18 protein-coding genes are annotated in these 19,568 nt (G+C 73.8%); 5 read left to right on the top strand and 13 right to left on the bottom strand.

Translation table 11 applies throughout. The features are described 5' to 3' along the window. Positions 1 to 124 precede the first annotated feature (124 nt). The 3 genes from IE170_RS19475 to lpdA all read right to left on the bottom strand — a co-directional run bounded on the left by IE170_RS19475 (position 125) and on the right by lpdA (position 3,955). Positions 125 to 1,927, bottom strand: a complete 1,803-nt coding sequence (locus IE170_RS19475) for an ABC transporter ATP-binding protein (protein ID WP_189810683.1) — start codon at positions 1,925 to 1,927, stop codon at positions 125 to 127. Between the two features lie 79 nt (positions 1,928 to 2,006). Beyond that, positions 2,007 to 2,165 carry a hypothetical protein gene (locus tag IE170_RS19470; RefSeq protein ID WP_189810682.1) on the bottom strand — a complete coding sequence of 53 codons (159 nt, stop codon included), beginning with the start codon at positions 2,163 to 2,165 and terminating at the stop codon, positions 2,007 to 2,009. A gap of 362 nt (positions 2,166 to 2,527) precedes the next feature. Next, positions 2,528 to 3,955 carry a dihydrolipoyl dehydrogenase gene (gene lpdA, locus IE170_RS19465; RefSeq protein ID WP_189810681.1) on the bottom strand — a complete coding sequence of 476 codons (1,428 nt, stop codon included), beginning with the start codon at positions 3,953 to 3,955 and terminating at the stop codon, positions 2,528 to 2,530. A gap of 83 nt (positions 3,956 to 4,038) precedes the next feature. Here lpdA and IE170_RS19460 point away from each other — a divergent pair, with 83 nt between their 5' ends. After that, the gene (locus IE170_RS19460) at positions 4,039 to 4,950 is read left to right on the top strand and encodes a LysR family transcriptional regulator (protein ID WP_223856292.1); all 912 of its coding nucleotides are present in this window, start codon (positions 4,039 to 4,041) and stop codon (positions 4,948 to 4,950) included. 461 nt (positions 4,951 to 5,411) lie between these two features. Here IE170_RS19460 and IE170_RS19455 read toward each other — a convergent pair whose 3' ends face one another. The 5 genes from IE170_RS19455 to IE170_RS19430 all read right to left on the bottom strand — a co-directional run bounded on the left by IE170_RS19455 (position 5,412) and on the right by IE170_RS19430 (position 10,071). After that, positions 5,412 to 5,609, bottom strand: coding sequence for a hypothetical protein (locus IE170_RS19455; protein ID WP_189810680.1), 198 nt, complete (start codon positions 5,607 to 5,609; stop codon positions 5,412 to 5,414). 53 nt (positions 5,610 to 5,662) lie between these two features. Further along, positions 5,663 to 6,793 (bottom strand): hypothetical protein, encoded by a 1,131-nt coding sequence (locus IE170_RS19450; RefSeq protein WP_189810679.1) that lies wholly within the window; start codon positions 6,791 to 6,793, stop codon positions 5,663 to 5,665. Continuing rightward, positions 6,790 to 7,011, bottom strand: a complete 222-nt coding sequence (locus IE170_RS19445) for a hypothetical protein (RefSeq protein ID WP_189810678.1) — start codon at positions 7,009 to 7,011, stop codon at positions 6,790 to 6,792. The genes IE170_RS19450 and IE170_RS19445 overlap by 4 nt, the downstream gene beginning before the upstream one ends. A gap of 387 nt (positions 7,012 to 7,398) precedes the next feature. Further along, a complete protein-coding gene (locus IE170_RS19440) occupies positions 7,399 to 8,175 on the bottom strand; it encodes a hypothetical protein (protein WP_189810677.1) in 777 nt (258 codons plus the stop codon). A 1,464-nt stretch (positions 8,176 to 9,639) separates the two neighbouring features. Continuing rightward, complete coding sequence (locus IE170_RS19430) at positions 9,640 to 10,071, bottom strand: winged helix-turn-helix transcriptional regulator (RefSeq protein WP_189810730.1); 432 nt, start codon at positions 10,069 to 10,071, stop codon at positions 9,640 to 9,642. A gap of 98 nt (positions 10,072 to 10,169) precedes the next feature. Between IE170_RS19430 and IE170_RS19425 the strand changes: the two genes are divergently transcribed. After that, on the top strand, positions 10,170 to 10,847 hold the full coding sequence (locus IE170_RS19425) for an NADPH-dependent F420 reductase (protein ID WP_189810676.1): 678 nt from the start codon (positions 10,170 to 10,172) through the stop codon (positions 10,845 to 10,847). A 369-nt stretch (positions 10,848 to 11,216) separates the two neighbouring features. Here IE170_RS19425 and IE170_RS19420 read toward each other — a convergent pair whose 3' ends face one another. The 3 genes from IE170_RS19420 to IE170_RS19410 all read right to left on the bottom strand — a co-directional run bounded on the left by IE170_RS19420 (position 11,217) and on the right by IE170_RS19410 (position 13,866). Further along, a complete protein-coding gene (locus IE170_RS19420) occupies positions 11,217 to 11,597 on the bottom strand; it encodes a hypothetical protein (protein ID WP_189810675.1) in 381 nt (126 codons plus the stop codon). Then, positions 11,594 to 12,181 carry a TetR/AcrR family transcriptional regulator gene (locus tag IE170_RS19415; RefSeq protein ID WP_189810674.1) on the bottom strand — a complete coding sequence of 196 codons (588 nt, stop codon included), beginning with the start codon at positions 12,179 to 12,181 and terminating at the stop codon, positions 11,594 to 11,596. The genes IE170_RS19420 and IE170_RS19415 overlap by 4 nt, the downstream gene beginning before the upstream one ends. A gap of 1,127 nt (positions 12,182 to 13,308) precedes the next feature. Beyond that, complete coding sequence (locus IE170_RS19410) at positions 13,309 to 13,866, bottom strand: TetR/AcrR family transcriptional regulator (protein ID WP_189810729.1); 558 nt, start codon at positions 13,864 to 13,866, stop codon at positions 13,309 to 13,311. Between the two features lie 97 nt (positions 13,867 to 13,963). On the opposite strand from IE170_RS19410, the gene IE170_RS19405 reads away from it, so the two are divergent. Both IE170_RS19405 and IE170_RS19400 read left to right on the top strand, forming a co-directional pair. Continuing rightward, positions 13,964 to 14,590 (top strand): DUF2867 domain-containing protein, encoded by a 627-nt coding sequence (locus tag IE170_RS19405; RefSeq protein WP_189810673.1) that lies wholly within the window; start codon positions 13,964 to 13,966, stop codon positions 14,588 to 14,590. Between the two features lie 402 nt (positions 14,591 to 14,992). Continuing rightward, a complete protein-coding gene (locus IE170_RS19400) occupies positions 14,993 to 15,670 on the top strand; it encodes a DUF1524 domain-containing protein (protein ID WP_189810728.1) in 678 nt (225 codons plus the stop codon). Positions 15,671 to 15,997: 327 nt separating this feature from the next. On the opposite strand, the gene IE170_RS19395 is transcribed toward IE170_RS19400, so the two are convergent. Beyond that, a complete protein-coding gene (locus tag IE170_RS19395) occupies positions 15,998 to 17,002 on the bottom strand; it encodes a helix-turn-helix transcriptional regulator (protein ID WP_189810672.1) in 1,005 nt (334 codons plus the stop codon). 93 nt (positions 17,003 to 17,095) lie between these two features. On the opposite strand from IE170_RS19395, the gene IE170_RS19390 reads away from it, so the two are divergent. Next, positions 17,096 to 18,337, top strand: coding sequence for an FAD-dependent oxidoreductase (locus tag IE170_RS19390; RefSeq protein ID WP_189810671.1), 1,242 nt, complete (start codon positions 17,096 to 17,098; stop codon positions 18,335 to 18,337). 49 nt (positions 18,338 to 18,386) lie between these two features. On the opposite strand, the gene IE170_RS19385 is transcribed toward IE170_RS19390, so the two are convergent. Further along, a complete protein-coding gene (locus IE170_RS19385; RefSeq protein ID WP_189810670.1) occupies positions 18,387 to 19,508 on the bottom strand; it encodes a GlxA family transcriptional regulator in 1,122 nt (373 codons plus the stop codon). Between the last annotated feature and the right edge of the window lie 60 nt (positions 19,509 to 19,568).

The raw sequence follows: 19,568 nt of genomic DNA, 5'->3' as shown, positions 1-19,568 counted from the left end.
CGAGCGGCTGGGACCCCGGCCCCACGCCTCGTGTGGTCCGCCGTCATCGACGGATGCCCGGTGCCGCTCCGCCACCCGGCAGGGCTGTCCCCGCCGTGCGGCGGGGACAACCCCCGCACTGCGCTCACCTGCCGGGACGCCCGGCCGGGAGCAGGAGCTGGGTCGCGGCGAGCTCCGCGTACAGCTCGTCCTCCGCCACGAGCTCCTCGTGGGTGCCGGTCGCTCGGACCCGGCCGGCGTCCATGACGACGATGCGGTCCGCGTCCGTCACCGTCGACAGGCGGTGCGCCACCACCAGGACGGTGGTCTCGCGTGCCGTCTCGACGATGACATCCCGCAGCGCCGACTCGTTGACCGCGTCGAGCTGCGAGGTCGCCTCGTCGAGCAGCAGCAGGCGGGGCCTGCGCAGCAGTGCGCGGGCGATCGCGACGCGCTGCCGCTCGCCGCCGGACAGCTTCGAGCCGCGGTGCCCGACCAGGGTGTCCAGGCCGTGCGGGAGACGCTCGACGAGGGCGTCGAGCCGGGTCCGGGCGAGGACGGCGCGGATGTCGTCGTCCGTCGCGCCGGGCGCGCTGAAGACCAGGTTCTCCCGCAGGGTGCCGGCCAGCACCGGCGCGTCCTGCTCGACGTACCCGATGGCGGACCGCAGCTCGGACAGCGGCCACCGGCGTATGTCCTCGCCGTCGACCAGGATGCGGCCGCCGGTCGTCTCGTAGAACCGCTCGATGAGCGAGAAGACCGTCGACTTGCCCGCGCCCGAAGGCCCGACGAAGGCGGTCATCCCGGCACCCGGCACCTCGAAGTCCACCTGCCGGTGGATGTACGGCAGCCCGGGCCCGTACCGGAAGGACACGTTTTCGAAGCAGAGCGACGCAGGACGCGGCACGGCTGCCGTCGCCGCGGTTCGCTCCGGCGGGTTCGTGGCCGGCGGCTCCGCCGCCAGGCGGTCCACCTCCTTGATCCGGGAGATCGCGGCCGAGCCCTCCTGGTACGCGGAGGCGGCCTCGACCAGCTTGTACACCGGCTCCATCAGGTAGAACAGGTACAGCAGGAAGGCGATGAGCGTGGAGACGGGGATGTCCCCGGACGCCACTCGCGCTCCGCCGACGGCGAGCACCGCGAGGAACGCCAGTTGGACGGCGAGGTTGTCCGCCGTACCCAGCAGCGCCTCCCACTTGGCACCGCGCACGCCGTGGCGCCACGCCCGCCGGGCCGACGCCTCGACGCGGGCGGTCTCGCGCTCCTCGGCGCCGGACGCCTTCACCGTGCGGAACGCGCCGAGGGCCCGCTCCAGGTCGGTGGACATCTCCCCGACCGCGGCCTGGGAGCGTTCGGCGGCGTGCCCGATCCTCGGCATCACCAGGGCGGCGCCCGTCCCGACGACCGCGACCACGAGGAGGGTGACGCCGAGCAGGACGGCGTCCAGAACGGCCATCACGACGAGCGCCGCGACGAGGGCCAGCACGCCGGTCGCGGCGTTGACCACGGCCTGGGTGCTGACGGCCCGCAGCAGTGTGGTGTCGGACGTCACCCGTGACATGAGATCGCCCGGCTGCACCCGGTCAACCGCCGAAAGCCGCAACCGCAGCAGCCGGCCGATCAGACTGCGCCGAGCGGCCAGGACCACCGACTCCGCCGTCCGCTCCAGGACATAGGCGCCGAAGGCCTCGGCCACCGTGCCGAACAGCACCAGCAGGGTCAGGGCCAGCAGGATGTCGGCGAGCGTGCCGCCGGACGAGAGCCGGTCGACCAGCGCCTTCGTGGCCAGCGGCTGCAGCAGTCCTCCGGCCGTTCCCACCAGCGCCAGCAGCAGACCGAGTACGACGGTCCACCGGTGCGGTCGGACGTACCCGTACAGCGCCTTGAGCGTCTCGCGGGTGCGCGGGGCGTCGGCACCCGTCGCCTCCGGGGCGGATGCGGTGTTCACAAAATTCCTTTCCTACGTGCTCTCCGGCGCAGCGCGTCAGCAGCGGCGGGCATCGGCCCGAACGGCCGTGGCGCTCGGTTCAGGGGGCCGGTTCGACGGCCGTCGCGGCGAGCGCGGGCACAACGGCAGCGCGGAGGTCAAAGCTGACGACAGCCAGACAGATGCCGCTCGCCGCCCGTGCCGTACCGCGGAACTCCCCGAGCGCGCCCTTGCGCAGCCCGGTGTCGCTCCTGCGCACGCTGTGTCATGCCACCAGCCTGGAGGGCCATGCCCTCCGTCGGCCATCCGGCGATCGTCGGGTACATCCCCGCCGAGTGGCTGGAACCCCCGGCCGACCGGGGACAGTCACCCGAGCCTGACGACCTGGTCGAAGTCGGTACGGCCCACGCCGGGGCGGCGGGCGGGCCGGCCCCGGCCGAGGGGAACGTGCCGGTCGAGGGCGGGCAGGTCCCGCAGCGAGCGAGGGCGGCCACCTGGTCCGAGGGGGATGTCGGGGAACCGCGGGCCACCGCCGAGGCGGACCACAGGCCGGCGCGGACCAGGTGGCCGACGGCTGACGCAGGCACCTCGGCCGGTGGAGCGGCACCCCCCGGCGGGCGGCTACTGCTGGTGGAGCCCTCGGCCGGCGAGCGAGAGGAAGGCTTCGCCCACCGCCTCCGACAACGTCGGGTGGGGATGGATATGGCGGGCCACGTCGGACGGCTCGGCGTCCCACCCCACGATCAGCTGGCTCTCCGCGATCATCTCGGACACGTGCGGCCCGACCATGTGCACCCCCAGCACCCGTCCGCCCCGCTCGGCGATGACCTTCACCGTGCCGCCCTGCCCGTGCACCATCCCCTTCGCCACCGCGGTCAGCGGCATCGTGTTCACCACCACGTCGTACGCCGCCTCGCGCGCCTGCAGCTCCGTCAGCCCCACGGCGGCGGTCTGCGGCGCCGAGTAGGTGACCCGCGGCACCGCCGCGTAGTCCACCGGCGCGCTCGCCACCCCGGCCAGTGTCTCGGCGACGAGCAGCCCCTCCGCGAAGGACGCGTGCGCCAGCCCCGGCGAGGGCGGCGGCAGGAGGTCGCCGACGACGTGGATGCCGGGGACGGCGGTCTCCAGCCGGGACCAGTCGGCCGGCGCCACGAACCCGCGTTCGTCGGTGGCCAGTCCGGCCGCTGCAAGGTCGAGCCCGTCGGTGACCGGGACCCGGCCGACCGCCACGAGCAGCTGCTCCGCCTCCAGCCCGCGCAGCTCTCCGCGCGCGGTCCGCACGGTGGCCCGGACGACCCCGTCCCCCACCGCCGCACCCTCCAGCCGGGCGCCCGTCTGGACGTCGATGCCGCGCTTCTTCAGGCCTCGTGCCAGGTGCCGGGACACGTCCGCGTCCTCCGACGGCACCAGCCGGTCCGCCGCCTCGACCAGGGTGACCTCGGCCCCCATGGAACGGTGGAAGGAGGCGTACTCCACGCCGATGGCCCCGCCGCCCAGCACGAGTACCGAAGCCGGCAGCCCGGGCGCGAACAGCGCGTCGTCGCTGGTGACCACCGTCTGCCCGTCGGGCTGCAGCCCGGGCAGTGTGCGCGGCCGGGACCCGGTGGCCAGCACGAGCCCCCGGGTGGCGGTGTACTCCCGCCCGTCCTCGGTCCGGATGGACCGCGGACCGGTCAACCGGGCGCCGCTGCGCAGCACCCGCACCCCGGCGTGCTCCAAATGGCCTTCCACGCCCCTGTGGTTGCGGCCGACGATGTCGTCCCGGGTCGCGCCGAGCGCCGCCCAGTCCACCGACTCCACGCTCGCCCGTACGCCCCAGCGCTCGCGCGCCTCGGCTATGCCGTCGACGAGTTCGGCCGCGTGCAGCATGGCCTTGCTGGGGATGCAGCCGCGGTGCAGGCAGGTCCCACCCACCTTGTCGCGCTCGGCGAGCAGCACGGTCAGTCCGAGGGCCGAGGCGCGCAGGGCGGTGCTGTAGCCGCCGGTGCCGCCGCCGATCACGATCACGTCCGCAGTGCCGTCGCCGAAGCTGTTGCTGTCGTTGCTCATGTACCGAGCCTGTACCGGCCGTTCCCCGCCGTCCAAGGCAAAGATGTTCTGGACCCCATGCAGGTTCCTTATGCTTGCCGATCATGAGTCTGCGTCAGATGGAGTACTTCCTCGCCGTGGTGGAGGAGTCCTCCTTCACCCGGGCCGCCGACGCCCTGCACGTCACCCAGCCCGCCCTCTCCCACCAGGTCAAGGCGTTGGAGACGGCCGTGGGCGGCGCGCTGCTGGAGCGCCTGCCGCGGGGGGTGCGGCTGACCGCCATGGGCCGCGCCTTCCTGCCGCACGCGCAGCTCGCCGTCCGCAGCGCCCGCGAGGCGGAGCGGGCCGCCCGGGCGGCGGCCGGAGTGGCCGGCGGCGAACTGCACATCGCGACCGTGCACGCCATCGCGGTCGGAATGCTCCCGGGCGTCACCGCCCGCTGGCGGGCCCTGTACCCCGGGGTCTCCCTGGTGCTGCGCGAGTACGGTTCCACGGACGCCCTGGAGGAGCAGTTGGAGCGCGGGGCCGCCGACCTCGCCGTGGGCCCCGAGCCCAAGGACTGGACGGGCCCCCTGGTGCGGGTGGGCCGCGAGGAGCTGGTCATCGTCGTCCCGTCGGGCGACCCCCTCGCCGGGCGCGGAGCCGTCCGCCTCGCCGAGCTCGCCGACCGCGACTGGGTCCGCTGCGCGATGGAGCCGCTGGTGGGTGGGCAGCCCGTCCTGGACTGGGCTTGCGGGGCGGTGGGTTTCACCCCGCGCACGGTGCTGCGTACGGACCACACGTCCACGGCCGTGCGGATGGCGGCAGCCGGGGTGGGCACCGTCATGGCCCCCGCGCACATGGTCCGGGGCGCCATCGGCGAGGACTGTCTCCTGCTCTCCCTCGACCCGCCGTGGCACCGCCCCCTGGCGGTGTTCTCCCGCGTCCCGCTGACCGGCGCGGCGGCCGCCTTCACCGAGCTGACCGTCGGCAGCCAGGCGGCCGTCGACACCGACTCCGCAGGCCCGTGGCAGTAAGCGCCCGGGGGATCCGGCGGCGATGGCGAGCGCCGTCCTCGCGGAGGCAGGTTTCCGGCCGGGGCGGGAAGGGATCCGGGAAGTCCGCGGAGCCGGTGAAGACGGGTTCAGCTCGATCGGGGCGGCCCGCAGGCGGCGGGTGCCGCCCCCGTCCGCAGCGAGGGCAGCGGGCCGGGGCGGCAGAGCGGGAACCGGACGTACGGGCCCACGCGCAGGACCGCCACCACCGGCGCGCGGGCCGGCGGGCCGGACGGCTCCGCCGCCCTCTCGTACGGGGTTCCGCGCCGCCCGCGAGGCCGGGGAGCGGGGACCGCGGGCCCGGCGGCAGGAGCAGCGCGATCCCGCGCCGGCCGCCCGCCGCGGCCGGCCCGGCGGAGAATCGGGTGGCCACGACCGCGGGGCCGGGGAGGGGGTCGAGGCCGGGCGGTGTTCCGCCGCCGTGCCGCGGGCGGGCAAGGCCGTCATCCCTCGAACAGCCCGGGCCGGCTGCTGCGCAGCCGCAGCAGGGCGGCGGTGAGCGCCGGCTTCTCCCCGGCCGGCGCGTCCGGCGCGGCCTCCGCGTCGAGCCGGGGCGGCTCCCCCAGCGGGAAGCGGGGGGCGGGAGCTTGGGCGGACGGCGGTACGTGAGCGTCCGTGGCCTCCTCGTGCACCGCGGGCACGGGCGGGCGGGGAATCCCCACCCGCCCGTGCCCGCGGTGCGGTGTCCCCGGCGTCAGTCGGTGCCGTGCACCTGGCGGACGGTGTAGTCCCGGACGTTGAGGTACCGGCCCTTCGGGTCCGAGGAGTACGTCCACGGGGCGTGGCCGATCCAGCCGTCGATCAGCCGGAACTGCTCCAGGGCCTCCGGGTACCGGTCCTGCCAGTACAGGAACCAGGCCAGAAGGTGGCGGACCCGCACCACGCGCCGGTCGTCCGGGTCGGCCGCGTCCACGTCGAGCAGGGCCGCGTCCACCGCCGCCACGATGTGCGGCTCCTTCAGCCAGACGTCCGGGTCGATGTCGTCCTCGTGCTGCTCCTGCTCGAAGCAGGCGTACAGCGGGAGCATCGACAGCAGCTCGCCCGGTTCGCCCTTGGCCGCGGCGGCCCGGGCGAAGGACTCCGCCCGCTCGTGCGAGCCGCACCATTTCGCGCACCAGTACTGCAGGGCGCCGGTGTGCGGGCCCAGGGCCTTGGGGGCCCGCTCCATGATCTCCGCCCAGAGGCGTTCGTACTGCTCGTGCGAGTAGCCCAGGCCCATCGCCATCGGCTGCTCGATCATGTACGGGAGCGGGTCGGCGGGGTCGGCCAGCCGTTGGGCTTCGTGGGCGGCCTCCTGGGCCTTGCCGAGCAGCTGGTGGAAGACCCGGAACTGCTCGCGGGTGGTGTGCTTGGCCCGCAGGGAGCCTCGTACGTTCCACGCGACCAGCACGGCGGCGTCGGCGTTGACCTGCGCCGCTATGGGGTCGGCGGGCCGGGCGGCCTGCCACCGCAGCAGCCAGGCGTCGTCCTCTGCGGCGAGCTCCGCGAGGGCGCGGACGCGCTCCCAGCGTTCGTCCCAGTCCTGGCCGGCCGCCTCGATCCAGGCGGCGCCGGCCTCCCAGTCCCCGGCGCGGACCGCGGTCTCGGCGGCGGTCCGCTCGGCCGGGACCGGTGCCCACGCGTCCGTGTACAGCCGGTCGCCGGGTACGAAGCCGCGGGCGACGACCGCGCGGGCGGCCTCGGCGCGGTTCGCGTCGGTCTCGGCGTCCAGCCGGGCGACCTCCGCCTCCAGCCGCTTGGCCTTGCGGATGAAGTACACGCCGCGCAGCACGTAGCCGACGGCGAACAGCAGCAGTGTGCCGAGCACCGCGAGGAAGATCATCACGAGGCGAGCACCAGTTTCCGCAGCGGTTCGGTGTCGGGGCGATCGGCGACCGCCGCGTCGAGGGCGAGGGTGACCTGCTCGGCGAAGCCGTCGGCCGGGTAGCGGACGCATGCCGCATGGCGGCGCGGCTGACCGTCACGGGGCCGGGAGCTGGACGGCCGGCCGGCGTGCGGCCGGCTCTGGGAGGCGGTCGCGATCAGCCCGCTCGGTCGCGGCATGGACGCTCGCCGTGCTGCCGATCAGCCCGCGCCGGGGCCCCCGGTCCTCGCCGCTTACGTCCAGGACGACCTGTGCGTGATGGTCCCGCCCGGCCCCGGGCACCTGGCCGCGATCCCAGGAGGGCGGCGTCATGACGAGCAGTCCGTACGTCGTCGGCGACGCCCCTGAATCGGGGCCGGCACCGGGAGTCACCGGCTCCGACCCAGCCACCGGCGAACACGGCGGAAAGGAAGGTCTTCCCCCTGGGGTGCCTGCGGCCGACGGTCCGCGCCTGTGCGGCGAGCCCGTTTTGCGAGCCGACCGGAGCCGAATGCGGGCGCCGGATTCCAGGAGCCGCGTACACCCGGGAACCCTGCGCAGAGGGCAGAGCGCAGGGGCAGGCCCGATCAGTTGGCCGGCGTGTTCCGTGTCCTCTCGGCTGCCTCGGAGATGGCGCGTCGTCTGAGATCGCCGAACAGCTGAATCGTGCCGGCGGCCAGGACGTCGTCCCCTCCCACAGTCCTCCCGTCGCCGCGGCGGGTGGACAGGGCGAGGAGGGGGTCCTTGAGCAGCGGGGCCGGGGCCGGCTCGCCCGGCACCATCAGACTGACCGTCCCGAACCGCTTGACCCCGCCCTCGCGGACGACCATGGCCGCGTCCCGGGCCAGGTCCGTCAGGAACACGCTCGCGATTCCGTCCAGGTCGCGGACCGTCGCCGGGACCGCCCTCACCCCCCGACTCCTCAGCAGCCTTCTCACCCCTGCCTCGAACCGGTGGGCGCCGGCCACACCACTCGGTGTACGCGCCCCGCGGCGCTCACGAAGAGACACAAGAGCACCATCGGCGTTGCGCACCTCGCCCATCCGGCCGTGGAAGGTCGGGCTGTGCAGGTACCACGCCGATCCCACCTCCACCTCGACGTTCCGGTCGATCGCCGAGATGAGGTCCTCGGGAGTGAGCCTCTTCCTGCCCTCCTCGGCCGCCGCGCTTCTCGCGCCCTCGATGATCTCCGTCAACACGGTCCGCGTCACCGACGCGGCGGCCCACGCGGCCGACTTGGAGACGTGCAACGACGTCACGTCCCTGAACACTGCTTTGACGAGCTGAGGCTTGAACGGCAGGTCGGTCGCAACGGAAGCGGTCTGCGGACCGCTGTGCCCGGTGCGTGGAGGTTGTGTGGTCATCGAAGAAATGTGCTTTCTGCTGTCGGAGGTGTCAGCGGCCCATACCGGACCGGGCGGCGAGGCCACGGCGCTCTGCGGAGGGCGCCGAGCCGACCACAGGGCCTGCCGGGCTGGGACGCCGGCACACGGAAGTACAGGCGGCCCCCGCTCGGATTCGCGACGTTCCGGCGACCGGGCGTGCGGCAGGGGCTGCCACCCGGGCGACGCGCTGTGGTGCGGCGCCGTGCTCGTGTCACACGTCGGCCGCTGTCCGGGTCGGCGAGGATCCGGACTGTGGCCACCTCAGGTCGTCGGCGTCCGGCTCGTACGCGGACGAGGACACCGCGGGGCACCGTCACCCGATCGTACCGCCGTGGCCGCGAAGGACGGGGGCGAGCAGGAGGGCCGGGGCAAGGATGCCCGCAGCGATGCCGGGCGCTAACGCCATGCAGTCGCAAGGGACATGCTCCTCTGCGTTCGCGACGGGGGTGAGTGGAGGACGCTTCAGGGCGTTCACTTCGCTGATGCTGCCAGCTGGGTCTGACAGTGGCAGTGTCCTTGCTGCGGTCGCAGGGCACCGTCGCCGCGGACGTGGCCTGTGTTTCACGGCGACGTGCCTTCGACAAGGGCGGCCCTCAGCGCGGCTCGTGGCTGCCGGGGCAAGATCGGGGCAGGACGATTCCTCGGGCGGTCGTGCTGTGGTCCGAGCGTGTGGTCTTGCGTGATGGGGCTGGTCCTGTCTGCCGGGATGGGGGCGGGCCGGGGGAAGCCGGTCGTGCTGCTGCACGGCTTGGCCGGTCATGCGGGTGAGCGGCAGGTGGTGGCCTCGCGGCCGATTGCCGGAATCGGATCGTCGCGGCCGATCAGCGGGCGTGGATGCAGGGTGTGATGCCGCGGGTGCGGCACCACCTCAACACCTATAACGGGTATGCCGCGCGGGAGGTGGGCAGATCCAGCAGGACACGGTGGCGCATCCGCAAGTCAGTGGCTTCGGCGAACACCCGCAGGGATGCCTCCGGCCAGGCGGCGTTGATGCCCTGTGACTCGTCCAGCGCGGGATCACGCACCCCGCCGGGTGCGTACGCCGGAGACCGGTCTGCACGCAAAGGGTCACGTGCGCGCTGTACCAGGCCCGCAGACGCACCGGCTCGCTCGGCATCCGTGCCGATCCTCAGGCCCATGCCCGACGGCCGCGGGCACTTGGGCGGAAGAGCACGCGCTCGGCCTCCCCTGGATGCCACCATCACGGCGCGACTGGTGCGATCGCGGCGCCGGAGCCGTCCCCGCGCAGCCCCTTTCTCCGGGCTGAGCCCTCACGCCTTCGGGAACACTGGCGACCGTGCTGCGACGTGGAGGTGCAGATGCGGAACTGCCGGACCGGGTAGGGGTCAACCGATCTCACAAGCAGGTCCGGGCCCGCGTCGAGTACGTCTTCGCCCGTATGACGACACCGAGATCAACCATTCCGCGGCGACCGAAGTGCATTTACGGGACAGCCCCTCGGCGGCTGTGCGGGCGAGATTCTCGGGGTGCGAAGCAAGCCTGGGCCGCCAGGACGGCTTCGGTGTAGCGTCCGGCCCACATCCCCATCGCGCGGATCGGGCCCAGCAGCGCGAGGCCCGCCTCGGTGAGTGAGTAGTCGACGCGCGGCGGGGCCTCCGCGTACGCCCGGCGTACGACCAGGCCGTTGTACTCAAGGCGGCGCAGGGCTTCGTTGAGGACCTTGGGGCTGATCCCACCGATGCGGGTGATCAGCGCACGCGGCCTCATGGGTCCGCTCTCGCCGAGGATGTACACGATCACGCTGTCCCAGCGGTTCGACAGTACGTCGAAAGCCACCCTCGCCTGGCAGTCCGCAGCGTACTCGCGGCCGCCCAGGTACTCGTCCAGGCCTTGTTCGTCTGCCTCTGCCCCCATGTCGCCCATGTGCTGATCCTGCCCGGCCCGATGCACACCATGTGGTGTGCATCGGCGCCCCTAGCGTCTTTTCCGTCACACCTCGCGGATCTTTCGGCATGGACGACAGGAGCAAGCACATGCGCATCGGCATTCTTGGTACAGGGGCGATGGCCACCGCCCTCGGTGCGGCCTGGGTACGGGCCGGCCATGACGTACTCGTGGGTGGTCGGGACACTGGGGCGGCCTCCCGCACCGCCCTGCTCACCGGCGCCTCCAGGCTCGGCAGCCTGGCCGATGCCGCGGCCTTCGGGGAAGCGGTACTCATCGCCGTACCGGCGAGCGCCGCGCCGCAGTTGGCCGAGGAGCTGGCCCACCTGCTCGCCGGGCGGACGGTGATCGACTGCACCGTTCCCATGGCGCCGGGCGAGGACGGCCCGGTCCTGACCACCGGCGGCGCCACCTCCGTCGCCCGGCTCATCGCGGACGCCGCCCCCGGCGCCCACGTGGTGAAGGCGTTCGGGGTATGCCACGAGAGCATCTGGACCACGGAACGGCCGACCTTCGAAGGGTCCCCCCTTGCGGTCCCGTTCTGCACCGACGAGCCGGGCGCCGCCGCGCGCGTGGCAGAAATCGTCACCTCCATGGGCTGCACGCCGCTGCCCTGCGGCGGGCTCGATCGCGCTGCGCTGCTGGAGGCCACTGCCGTCTTCGCCATCGGTGTCTGGTGGTCGGGCGCCGAGGCCCGCTTCGCGTTCCCGGCACCGGCCCTGGCCCCGGGAGCCGTGGACGACTAGGACTTGTCCGGCCGGTCATGTGGGGAGCGGGGTGACCACGACCGCTGGGAGCACGACATCAGCACCTCCGTGCCGGCAGCCCGCATCGTTCGCAAGTTCTCCGACGGTTCGCCGAATGGGTCTCCGTCGAAGTTGGGTGGCCGTCCGCCGTGTGATCCTTTGCGCAGGTGGGCAGCAAGGGCAGTCCGGGCCGGCGCAAAGGCCGTGCGAGCCGGGCGCCGGGACCGCGGGCGTGCGCCACACTGGCCAGGCCGGAGTGAAGGCAGACCACGAGGGGCATCACGGCCGCCCTCAGGATGCCGTGGCGGGCAGCGCACTCTCCGCACCGTCGAGGCGGGGACCTGCGCCGCCCGCGATCCGGCAGGGTGGCTACGCGGCGCCGGCCGCTGCCAGCGCTGCGACCGGCAGGAGCAGAATCCACTGCGGTAGGCGGAGCAGGGGCCGGGGCCAGCCGACGGACAGTGTGACGGCCAGGAACACCGCCGCGTACGCGGTGAAGTGGGCGGCCACGAACCACGCCACCAGGCCGGTACCCGGCGTACCGTTCGCCAGGGAGAGGAAGAGCAGGGCGAGTCCGGAGAGCGCCAGATCGGCGCTCACCATGTGCCAGACGGCGTGCAGGACGCGCTTGGGTTCGTCCGCGAGCCCGCAGGACAGCAGCGGGCGCACCACATCGCGGTGCCCGCCGACGATGTGGATCGCGGTCACGCCCAGAGCGGTGATCCCTGCCGCGAGGAGCCAGCCGTTCACCGGACCTCGATTCCTTTGGCCACGACAGCGGCCAGCAGTGCGGCGAGCTCCTGGTCGGGGTGCTCCCCGATCAGCCCGATGTGGAAGAACACAGCTCCTGCCAGCGTGTCCAGGACCAGGTCCACCGGCGTTTCGCCCGCGATCTCGCCGCGCAGCGCGGCGCGTTCGAAGACGACCAGCAGCCGTGCCTTCGACGGAGCCAGGAAGTCGCCGCGGATGCGCGCCCTCAGCTCCGGGTCCGCTGCGAAGTCGGCCAGCAGCCCCGGGAGTGCCGCCGCGGCGGCAGGCGCGCGGAACTCGTCGACCAGACCCTGCAGCAGCACGGTCAGATCCCCGGCCAGCGTCCCGGTGTCCGGGGGCGGGAGGTCATCGGTGGTCGTGAACACGGCCTCGAAGACCAGCTCCGGCTTGCCCGGCCAGCGCCGGTAGATCGTGTCCTTGCCGACGCCGGCCCGCGCGGCCACCGCCCCGATCGACGTCGCGGCGTAGCCGACCTCGACCATCAGTTCTGCGGTCGCGCGGATGATCGCCTCGTGCGATCGGGGATCCCTGGGACGCCCCCTGGAGGGCGGGGAAGAGCTCATGAGATTTACCCTACGGGTCGACCCGTAAGTAAACAAGGGCCGGCCTTCCCAACCCGGGCGTCGTCCCGGTCTCTGTCGTCGCCGGGCTGCCCGCCTAAGCCGGTGCGAAGACCGCCACCTCTGCTCCGGGCCGCCCGCGGGCAAGGAAGACGGGCACCACAAGGCGGACCAGCACCAGCCGCGCCGTGAAACAGCCCAGGCGGCGCGGGGGCGTTCTGCTGCGGCCAGCCCCTGGACAAACGCGCAGCGACGGGAGCCGAGGCTTTCGAGCCCCTTCGCGATAGATGCGCTGCATGTCAGCCGGTACCACGCGGCGTGCAGGGCGGGCGGGACAGGGCAGGCGCAGGAGTGGAGGGGGCAATTCTCGCCGCCCTGCGAGCCGACGCCGGCCCCGCTCCGCATCGGCTCTGCCGCCGCCCGTAGCAACGTACGCGCGCGGGGGGCCGGCGCGCCTCGTGCCACAGCCGGGAGGCCTCCGCGGCGACAGGCCCGCCGATGCCTGCAGGCCGCCGCTGCGGTCGCACAACACGCACCGACCGGGAGGTCCACGCCCTCGCCCGGGCCCCACACCGACGGTCCCCGCGAAGGGGCGTCGGAGGACGAGGTGGCGGTGGCTGCCGGGCCGCCGGCCGGCATCTGCCGAGAAGGGGACCGTAGATCACCCGCCCGGTGCCCCACCGGCCGGCCGCCGTACCGAGTCGGGGGGAGCAGTCGCCCGGTCCGGTAGTCGCGGTACGCCGAGGCGGCACCGATGACCGCGCCGGCCGCGACGTGGGAGGTGTGTGCGCGCCGCTGGCGACCTGTTCGAGCACCGGGAGCAGCGCGGGGAGGGCGTGGGCGATCCGCACCCTGGGTCGGGCGAGGGCAGGGCCGCGGTGAAGGTGACGGCGGCTGCGGTGTGCCCGGCCCGCCGGCCCTTGCGCTCGTGGCACGCCATGACCGCTGCCGCGCCCCATACCGTTTCGTGTGCTGCGCCGCGCCCTCGAGCAGCGGCCGGCCGCGCACCCGCGGGGACTCCCGGGAAACGGCACGCCGTGTCAGCCGGGCACCGTCCTCCGGCGGGGCGGTCCGGACCTCCGCGGGCGGCGCCTTTCCCCACGCCTGCAACCTCTCCGGCGCGGCGGGGGTCAGGTGAGCAGTCGCCTGCTGACCGCCGCGAGGACCTCCGTGCGGTCGCGCGGGCCGTTGTCGGCCGCGATCAGGTGGTCGCCGATGCGCAGCGAGAAGGTGATCAGGCAGCGGGCCTCGACGTCGTCCTCGTCGTCGCAGAAGGCGCTGTAGAGCCGGCGCAGGTAGTCCATGCGCCGGTTGTCGACCCGGCGGAGCCGGAGGGCGACGCCTTCGTCGCGGCGGGCCCAGTCCCGGACGGCCAGCTCGACGCCGGCGCTGGTCACGGGCGACTCGGCCGACCCCACGAACGCGAAGAGACGCGCGAGCCGCTCACGGGCATCGCCCCCGTCGCGCTCGATCCGCTCGATGACGTCCTCGGCGACGCCCCGTTCCCAGGTGTCGAGCATCTCCTCCAGCAGAGCGCCCCGGTTGCGGAAGTACCCGTAGAAACCGCCCTTGCTGACGCCGAGCCTCTGGGCGAGCACCTCGATGCGGACGGCCTCCGGCCCGCCGGCGTCGAGCGCCCGCAGCCCCTCTTCGATCCACTTGTCCCGCGGCGTGCGGATCGCGCCCATGTCCGTGTCCCTTCTCACCGTCCGAGAGAAGTATACGGAGCCGTATGTGCCGGGTTAGGCTTCATCTATACGTCACCGTATAGAAGGGGGCCTTTCCATGCACGAGCTGCGCCTTCCCGCGACCGAACACACCTCGCGGCCCTGGCGGATCCACGAAATCGCCGGCGACTTCCGCTGCGAGGACGTGTGGGTGCTGCCGACACCCGGAGGCCCGGACGACCTGCACCACCTGGTGCAGCAGATGGCGGACGGCGACGGCGGCCCGCACGGCGGGAACCCCGTGGGCCGCTTCCTGTTCGCGGTGCGCTGGAAGCTCGGAGCGCTGCTCGGCTGGGACGATCCGGCTTCGGGTGTCGGCGGCCGGGCCGGGACGCTGCGCGACCGGCTGCCGGACGACCTGCGCGAGGGGCCGAGGGGACCCGACCTCGGCTCGGCGCCCTTCACGTCGGTCTTCCAGACGCACCAGGAGTGGGCCGCCGAGTACGCCAACAAGACCATGCACGGTGTGATGCACATCGGCTGGGTCCCCGACGGGAACGGCGGCCACCGCGGCCAGATGGCCGTCCTGGTCAAGCCCAACGGACGCCTCGGCCGCCTGTACATGCTCGGCATCAAGCCCTTCCGGTACCTGGGCGTGTACCCGGCGCTGATGCGGTCGATCGGCCGGGAGTGGCAGGAGAACGCGGGGCGTCGAACCCCGGGTCGACAGCCTTCCGCCTCCTGACCTGCAATCTCCTTCGACCGCCGATTCGGTGACCGGGTCTCGCCGGTCGCGAGGCCGGTGGAGGAGAACGCGCGGAGCGCCGGCCCGCAACGACGGTGCTGGCGCTCGTAGGTGCACCCCGCCGGCCGGCGTCCCCATCGGGCAAGGCCTTGGGCTTGGCCCGGCCTGATGGCGGAGTACGGCGCTCGATGACTCGGGGCAGCCCTGCACGCCTGATGGCTGACGGTGCCGGGCCCGGCCGGGCCTGGCGCCGTCGTCCGCGAGTGCTGTTCCCGTGCGCGCCAGGCCTGCGCGGGAGCCCGGCGGCGTACCGACTCTTCCGGTGAACTCGTTCCCCCGAACGGCCCGCCGGCGGTTGCGGGGCGGGCGCCGCCCGTCTGAGGGGCGCTATCCATGGGACGTATGATCCAGAACGCCGTCCGCGGCCTGGCCGCGCTCACCCTGATCCCGCTCGCCCTGCCCGCCTCTGCGCACGCGGCGCCGGGCGCGCCCGGCGCCGTACGCGCCCTCCCCCTCGTCTACGCCGTCGACCAGATCCTCGTGGCAGAGGAGAGCCGGGGTGGCTACACGCGGGAGAAGTTCCGCCACTGGAATGCCGGCCTGGATCCGGCGGACGGCTGCGACACCCGCAGCGAAGTCCTGCTCGCCGAGGCGGCGGAGGCACCGACCGTGGACGCCGGCTGCGGACTGACCGACGGTGAATGGCTGTCGTACTACGACGAGCAGGAGGTCACCGACCCCGCCGCGCTGGACATCGCCCACACCGTCCCGCTCGCCGAAGCCTGGGGCTCCGGCGCCGGCCACTGGCCCCCGGCACGCCGGGAGGCCTACGCCAACGACCAGGACGCCCCGGCCTCCCTCGCCGCGGTCACCGCGCGGACGAACCGCCACAGGGCCGACCGGGACCCGGCCGCCTGGATGCCGCCCGCCCCCGGTGCCACCTGCCGCTACCTCGGCGAGTGGGTCGCCACCAAGCTCCGCTGGGGCCTGACCGCCGACCACGACGAGATCGACACCATCAGGGTCTACGCCGCCGGCCCCTGCGACCGGCACGTCGTCCACTACGCCCCCGCCCCCTAGCGAACCGCCCCCGCCGAGCGCTCAGGGCGTCGGTCGGCTGTGGTAGCCGCAGGAGTCCTCGGGTTGTCGGCGCGCCGTCGGCTGCTGTCCCGCCAACACCTTCGGCGGGGGTCCGCTGTGAAGGTGCGGTGCCGCGCTGCACCGCTCGTACGGGCCGCGACGCCGGGGGCCGTTGCTTCCGCCGGCTGTCAGAGGGAGCGTGCGGCTGACGGGTCCTGCTCGATGCCGTCCGGCGCCTGAAGGACCATTGGGCCGGGATTGGGCCGGGCGATCGCCAGACCGGGAGGTGCGCGCCGCGCGGCGGTGGGCCCCTCCCGGCGTAGAGCGTCAGGACTGGTCGGTGGTGGGGGTGGCGGCGGCCAGTCGGGAGGCCAGGCGGTGGCACGCCTGGGCGAGTTCGGGCGGGTGAAGGTCGGTCAGGTCGGTGTCGAAGGTGGCGAGGATGCCGGCTATGCCGGCCCACGACCAGGCGCCCAGGGTCAGCCGGCAGTGCTCGCTGTCGAGGTGTTCGACGACCGAGCCACTCGGCGCCCAGCGGGCCACCGTACCGGCCGGCAGGGCGAGGCGGGCACGGCCGGTACAGGGCCAGGCGGCGGGGACGTCGCCGCGGTCGTGGCTGCTCATGACGAAGTGGGCGAGGTCGCCGTCGGGGAACGGGCGCGGGGTGAACGGGCGGCCCGTGGGGCGGGCGCGGAGCCGGTCGACACGGTGCACCCGCCACCGGTGGTCCTGGAGGTCGTGGGCGACGACGTACCACCGGCCTGCCCAGACGACCAGGTGGTGGGGCTCGATACGGCGGGCGGGGGTGAAGTCGTCGTCGCCGGGTCCGGGGCGTGAGCCGTCGGCGCGCAGTGTTTCGGTGACGAGTACGTGGTGGTGGCGTACCGCGGTACCCACGGTGGTCAGTGCTTCCGGGTCGGCGGGCGGTGCCGGGAACTCCCAGTAGTTCGGCAGCGCGGTCAGGCGCAGGGATTTCATCGACTCGCGCAGCGCGGCGGGCATGGCCTGTTCCAGGGTGACCAGTGCCCGGGCCGCGTCGTCCCTGAGGCCGAACACGGTGCTCGGTGCGGTCTGGAGGGCCACCGCGGCGGCGAGGGCCTGGTCGTGGTCGAACAGCAGCGGAGGGAGGGTGTGGCCCGTGCCGAGCCGGTATCCGCCGCCGGGTCCGTGGACGGTGGTGATCGGGTAGCCGAGCCGGCGCAGGGTCTCGATGTCGCGGCGGACGGTGCGCTCGCCGGCCCCGAGCCGGGCGGCGAGGTCCCGCAGGGGCCACACGCGGCGGGAGCCGAACAGGGACAGGAGCCGTAACGCCCGTCGTGAGGTGGTTGCCATCCGCTCATCCTGCCCGGTGGCGGCCACTCGGCGTCCACTACCGGTGTCAGCGTGGTGCCAACGCAGGCTGAGAAGGCAGAGGAGCGGATGCGGATGCGTGTCGTGGTGGTGGGTGGCGGGATCGGCGGGCTCGCGCTGGGGGCGGGGCTGCGCCGCAGGGGGTTCGAGGTGGCGGTGTTCGAGCGGGACGGCGACGTCCGGGCGACGGGCGGCTACCACCTCACCCTGGACGGGCGGGCCCAGGCGGCGCTGCGGGAGCTGGTGGCCCCGGAGACCATGCGGCGGCTGCTGGCCTCGGCGTCCGCGCTGCGGCTGCGCGACCGGGACGCGTACTGGGACCGCCGCGGCCGGCTGCTCGGCCACGGACCGGATCTCCGCGGTGACGCGGGTATCGATGTCGACCGGATCACCCTGCGCACGCTGCTGGCGCAGGAAGTCGGCGCGGACCTGCATCTGGGGCGGACGGTGGCCGGGATCGCAGCGGGTGACGGCGGGCCCCGTGTGCTGTTCGCCGACGGCGCCTCCGCCGCCGGGGATCTGGTGGTGGGAGCGGACGGTGCCCGCTCCGTGGTCGCCCGGCATCTGGCGGGCGGCCCGACCAACAGCCCGGCCGGCATCGTCGGATTCTCCGGGCGGACGCTGCGGGGGGATCTGAGTCGCGGTGAGCGGGAGCGGCTCGGACGGCGTTCCGGGATGTCGGTCGGCCCGCGGGGCGCGGGGCTGTACGTCGGCTACCTGGATCCGGTCGGCAACGCCGCGCTGGACGCTCCGGAGCTGCGGATGTCCGTCACCACCGGACCCACCTACATCTGGGGTGCCATGTTCCCCGAATCCGTCGCGGCCGGCCTGCGGGGCCTGCAGGGCGGCGCGTTGCGGGATGCGCTCGTGGGGCTGTTCCGTGAGCGGCGCTGGGCCGAGCACACGCTGGAGGTCATCGCCCGCGCCGATCCGCACGGCCTGGCCGCGTACCGCTTCAACGCCGCCGCGACGCGTGCCGCCGAGCTCGCGCCGTGGTCCGCGGGTCCGGTCACCGCGCTCGGCGACGCCGTCCACGCCACGCCGCCCACCGCCGGGATGGGGGCGGGAGCGGCCATCCGCGATGCCGCCGACCTGATCCGGCACCTCTGCGACGGCCGGACCGCTCCGGTCGACGCCGTGCACCGGTTCGAAGCGGACATGCGCCGGCGGGGCAGCGAGGTCCTGACCCTCGCCATGAGAACCGTCCGGTTGATCCTCGCCACCGACACCGCGGCCGGCGCCGCCGCCACCGCCGTGTGCATCCCGGTCCTGGCCGCTGCCGCACGGTTGCGTCACCGGCGCCCCGTGCCCGGGTAAGCCGCCGGCCGGCCGCACACCGCCCGACCCCGGCGCCGCCGAGTGTGGCCTACCCCTGGTGGAGAGGGCTGCCGCTGCCTGAGCGGGCACCGGCTCCGGCTCGTGGGGACGCTCCCCGCCGAGCCCCAACGCCTTCGGGGACTGCTGCCGTTGCCAGCCGGCGGCCGCCTGGGGTGTGGGGCGCCCGTGAAGGACCGCCTCCCTCTTCGCCGGGGCCTCGTTGCCGGAAGGCTGCCCGGTAGGCGTAGGGGGAGGTTCCGGTGTGGCGGGTGAAGTGGTGGCGCAGGGTCGCCGGTGAGCCGAATCCGGTGCGGTCGGCGAGCAGCGTGACGGGCAGGTCGGTGGTCTCCAGCAGCAGCCGGACGCGGTCTATGCGGGCACTCAGCAGCCATTGCAGCGGGGTCGCCCCGGTTTGGGCCCGGAACTGGCGATTGAGCGTCCGGACACTGATCTTGGCGTGGCCGGCGATCTCGGCCAGTGTGAGGGGGCGGTCGAGGCGGCCCTCCATCCACTGCATGACGGGCTGCAGCGCGCCGGGATCGGTCGGGGCCGTGGGGCGTTCGATGTACTGGGCCTGACCGCCGTCGCGCTGGAGGGGCATGACGATGCGCCGGGCGGTGGCGGCCGCCGGTGCCGCGCCGAGGTCGTGGCGCACCAGGTGCAGACACAGGTCCAGTCCGGCGGCCACCCCGGCCGATGTGAGCAGACGGCCGTGGTCGACGAAGAGCACGGCGGGATCGACGACGATGCGCGGATGGCGGCGGGCGAGCGCGTCGGCGTACTGCCAGTGTGTCGTGGCGCGGTATCCGTCGAGCAGACCGGTGGCGGCCAGGGTGAAGGCGCCGACGCATACGGCTGCCAGGCGCGCCCCCCGCGCCGCCACCTGCTGCAGCGCCTCGATGACGGCAGGGGGCGGGGGTGCCAGGAAGCCGGCGTGGGCGGGGATGACGACGGTGTCGGCCTCGGCGATGCCCTCGAGGCCGTACGGGGTGCCGATCCGGAACGCGCCGTGCTCGGGGGAGGTCGTTGCGCTGCGGCCGGGAGCACAGACCCGGAGTTCGTAGTGCGGGGTGCCGGCGGCCTCGTTGGCGGTGCCGAAGACCTGGCCGGGGGTGGACAGTTCGAAGGGGACGACGCCGTCCAGTGCGAGTACGGCCACCTTGATGGTCATGGCCAGAATTTAGCGCATGACGGCATTGCGGCCGCTGGCCGGGCGGCGCGGGGGGCCGCA

Origin of the sequence: Streptomyces toxytricini (assembly GCF_014649915.1) — a bacterium.
Classification (GTDB): domain Bacteria; phylum Actinomycetota; class Actinomycetes; order Streptomycetales; family Streptomycetaceae; genus Streptomyces; species Streptomyces toxytricini.
Note: the sequence above shows the minus strand (reverse complement) of the source record. Positions and strands in the feature narration are given on the sequence as shown.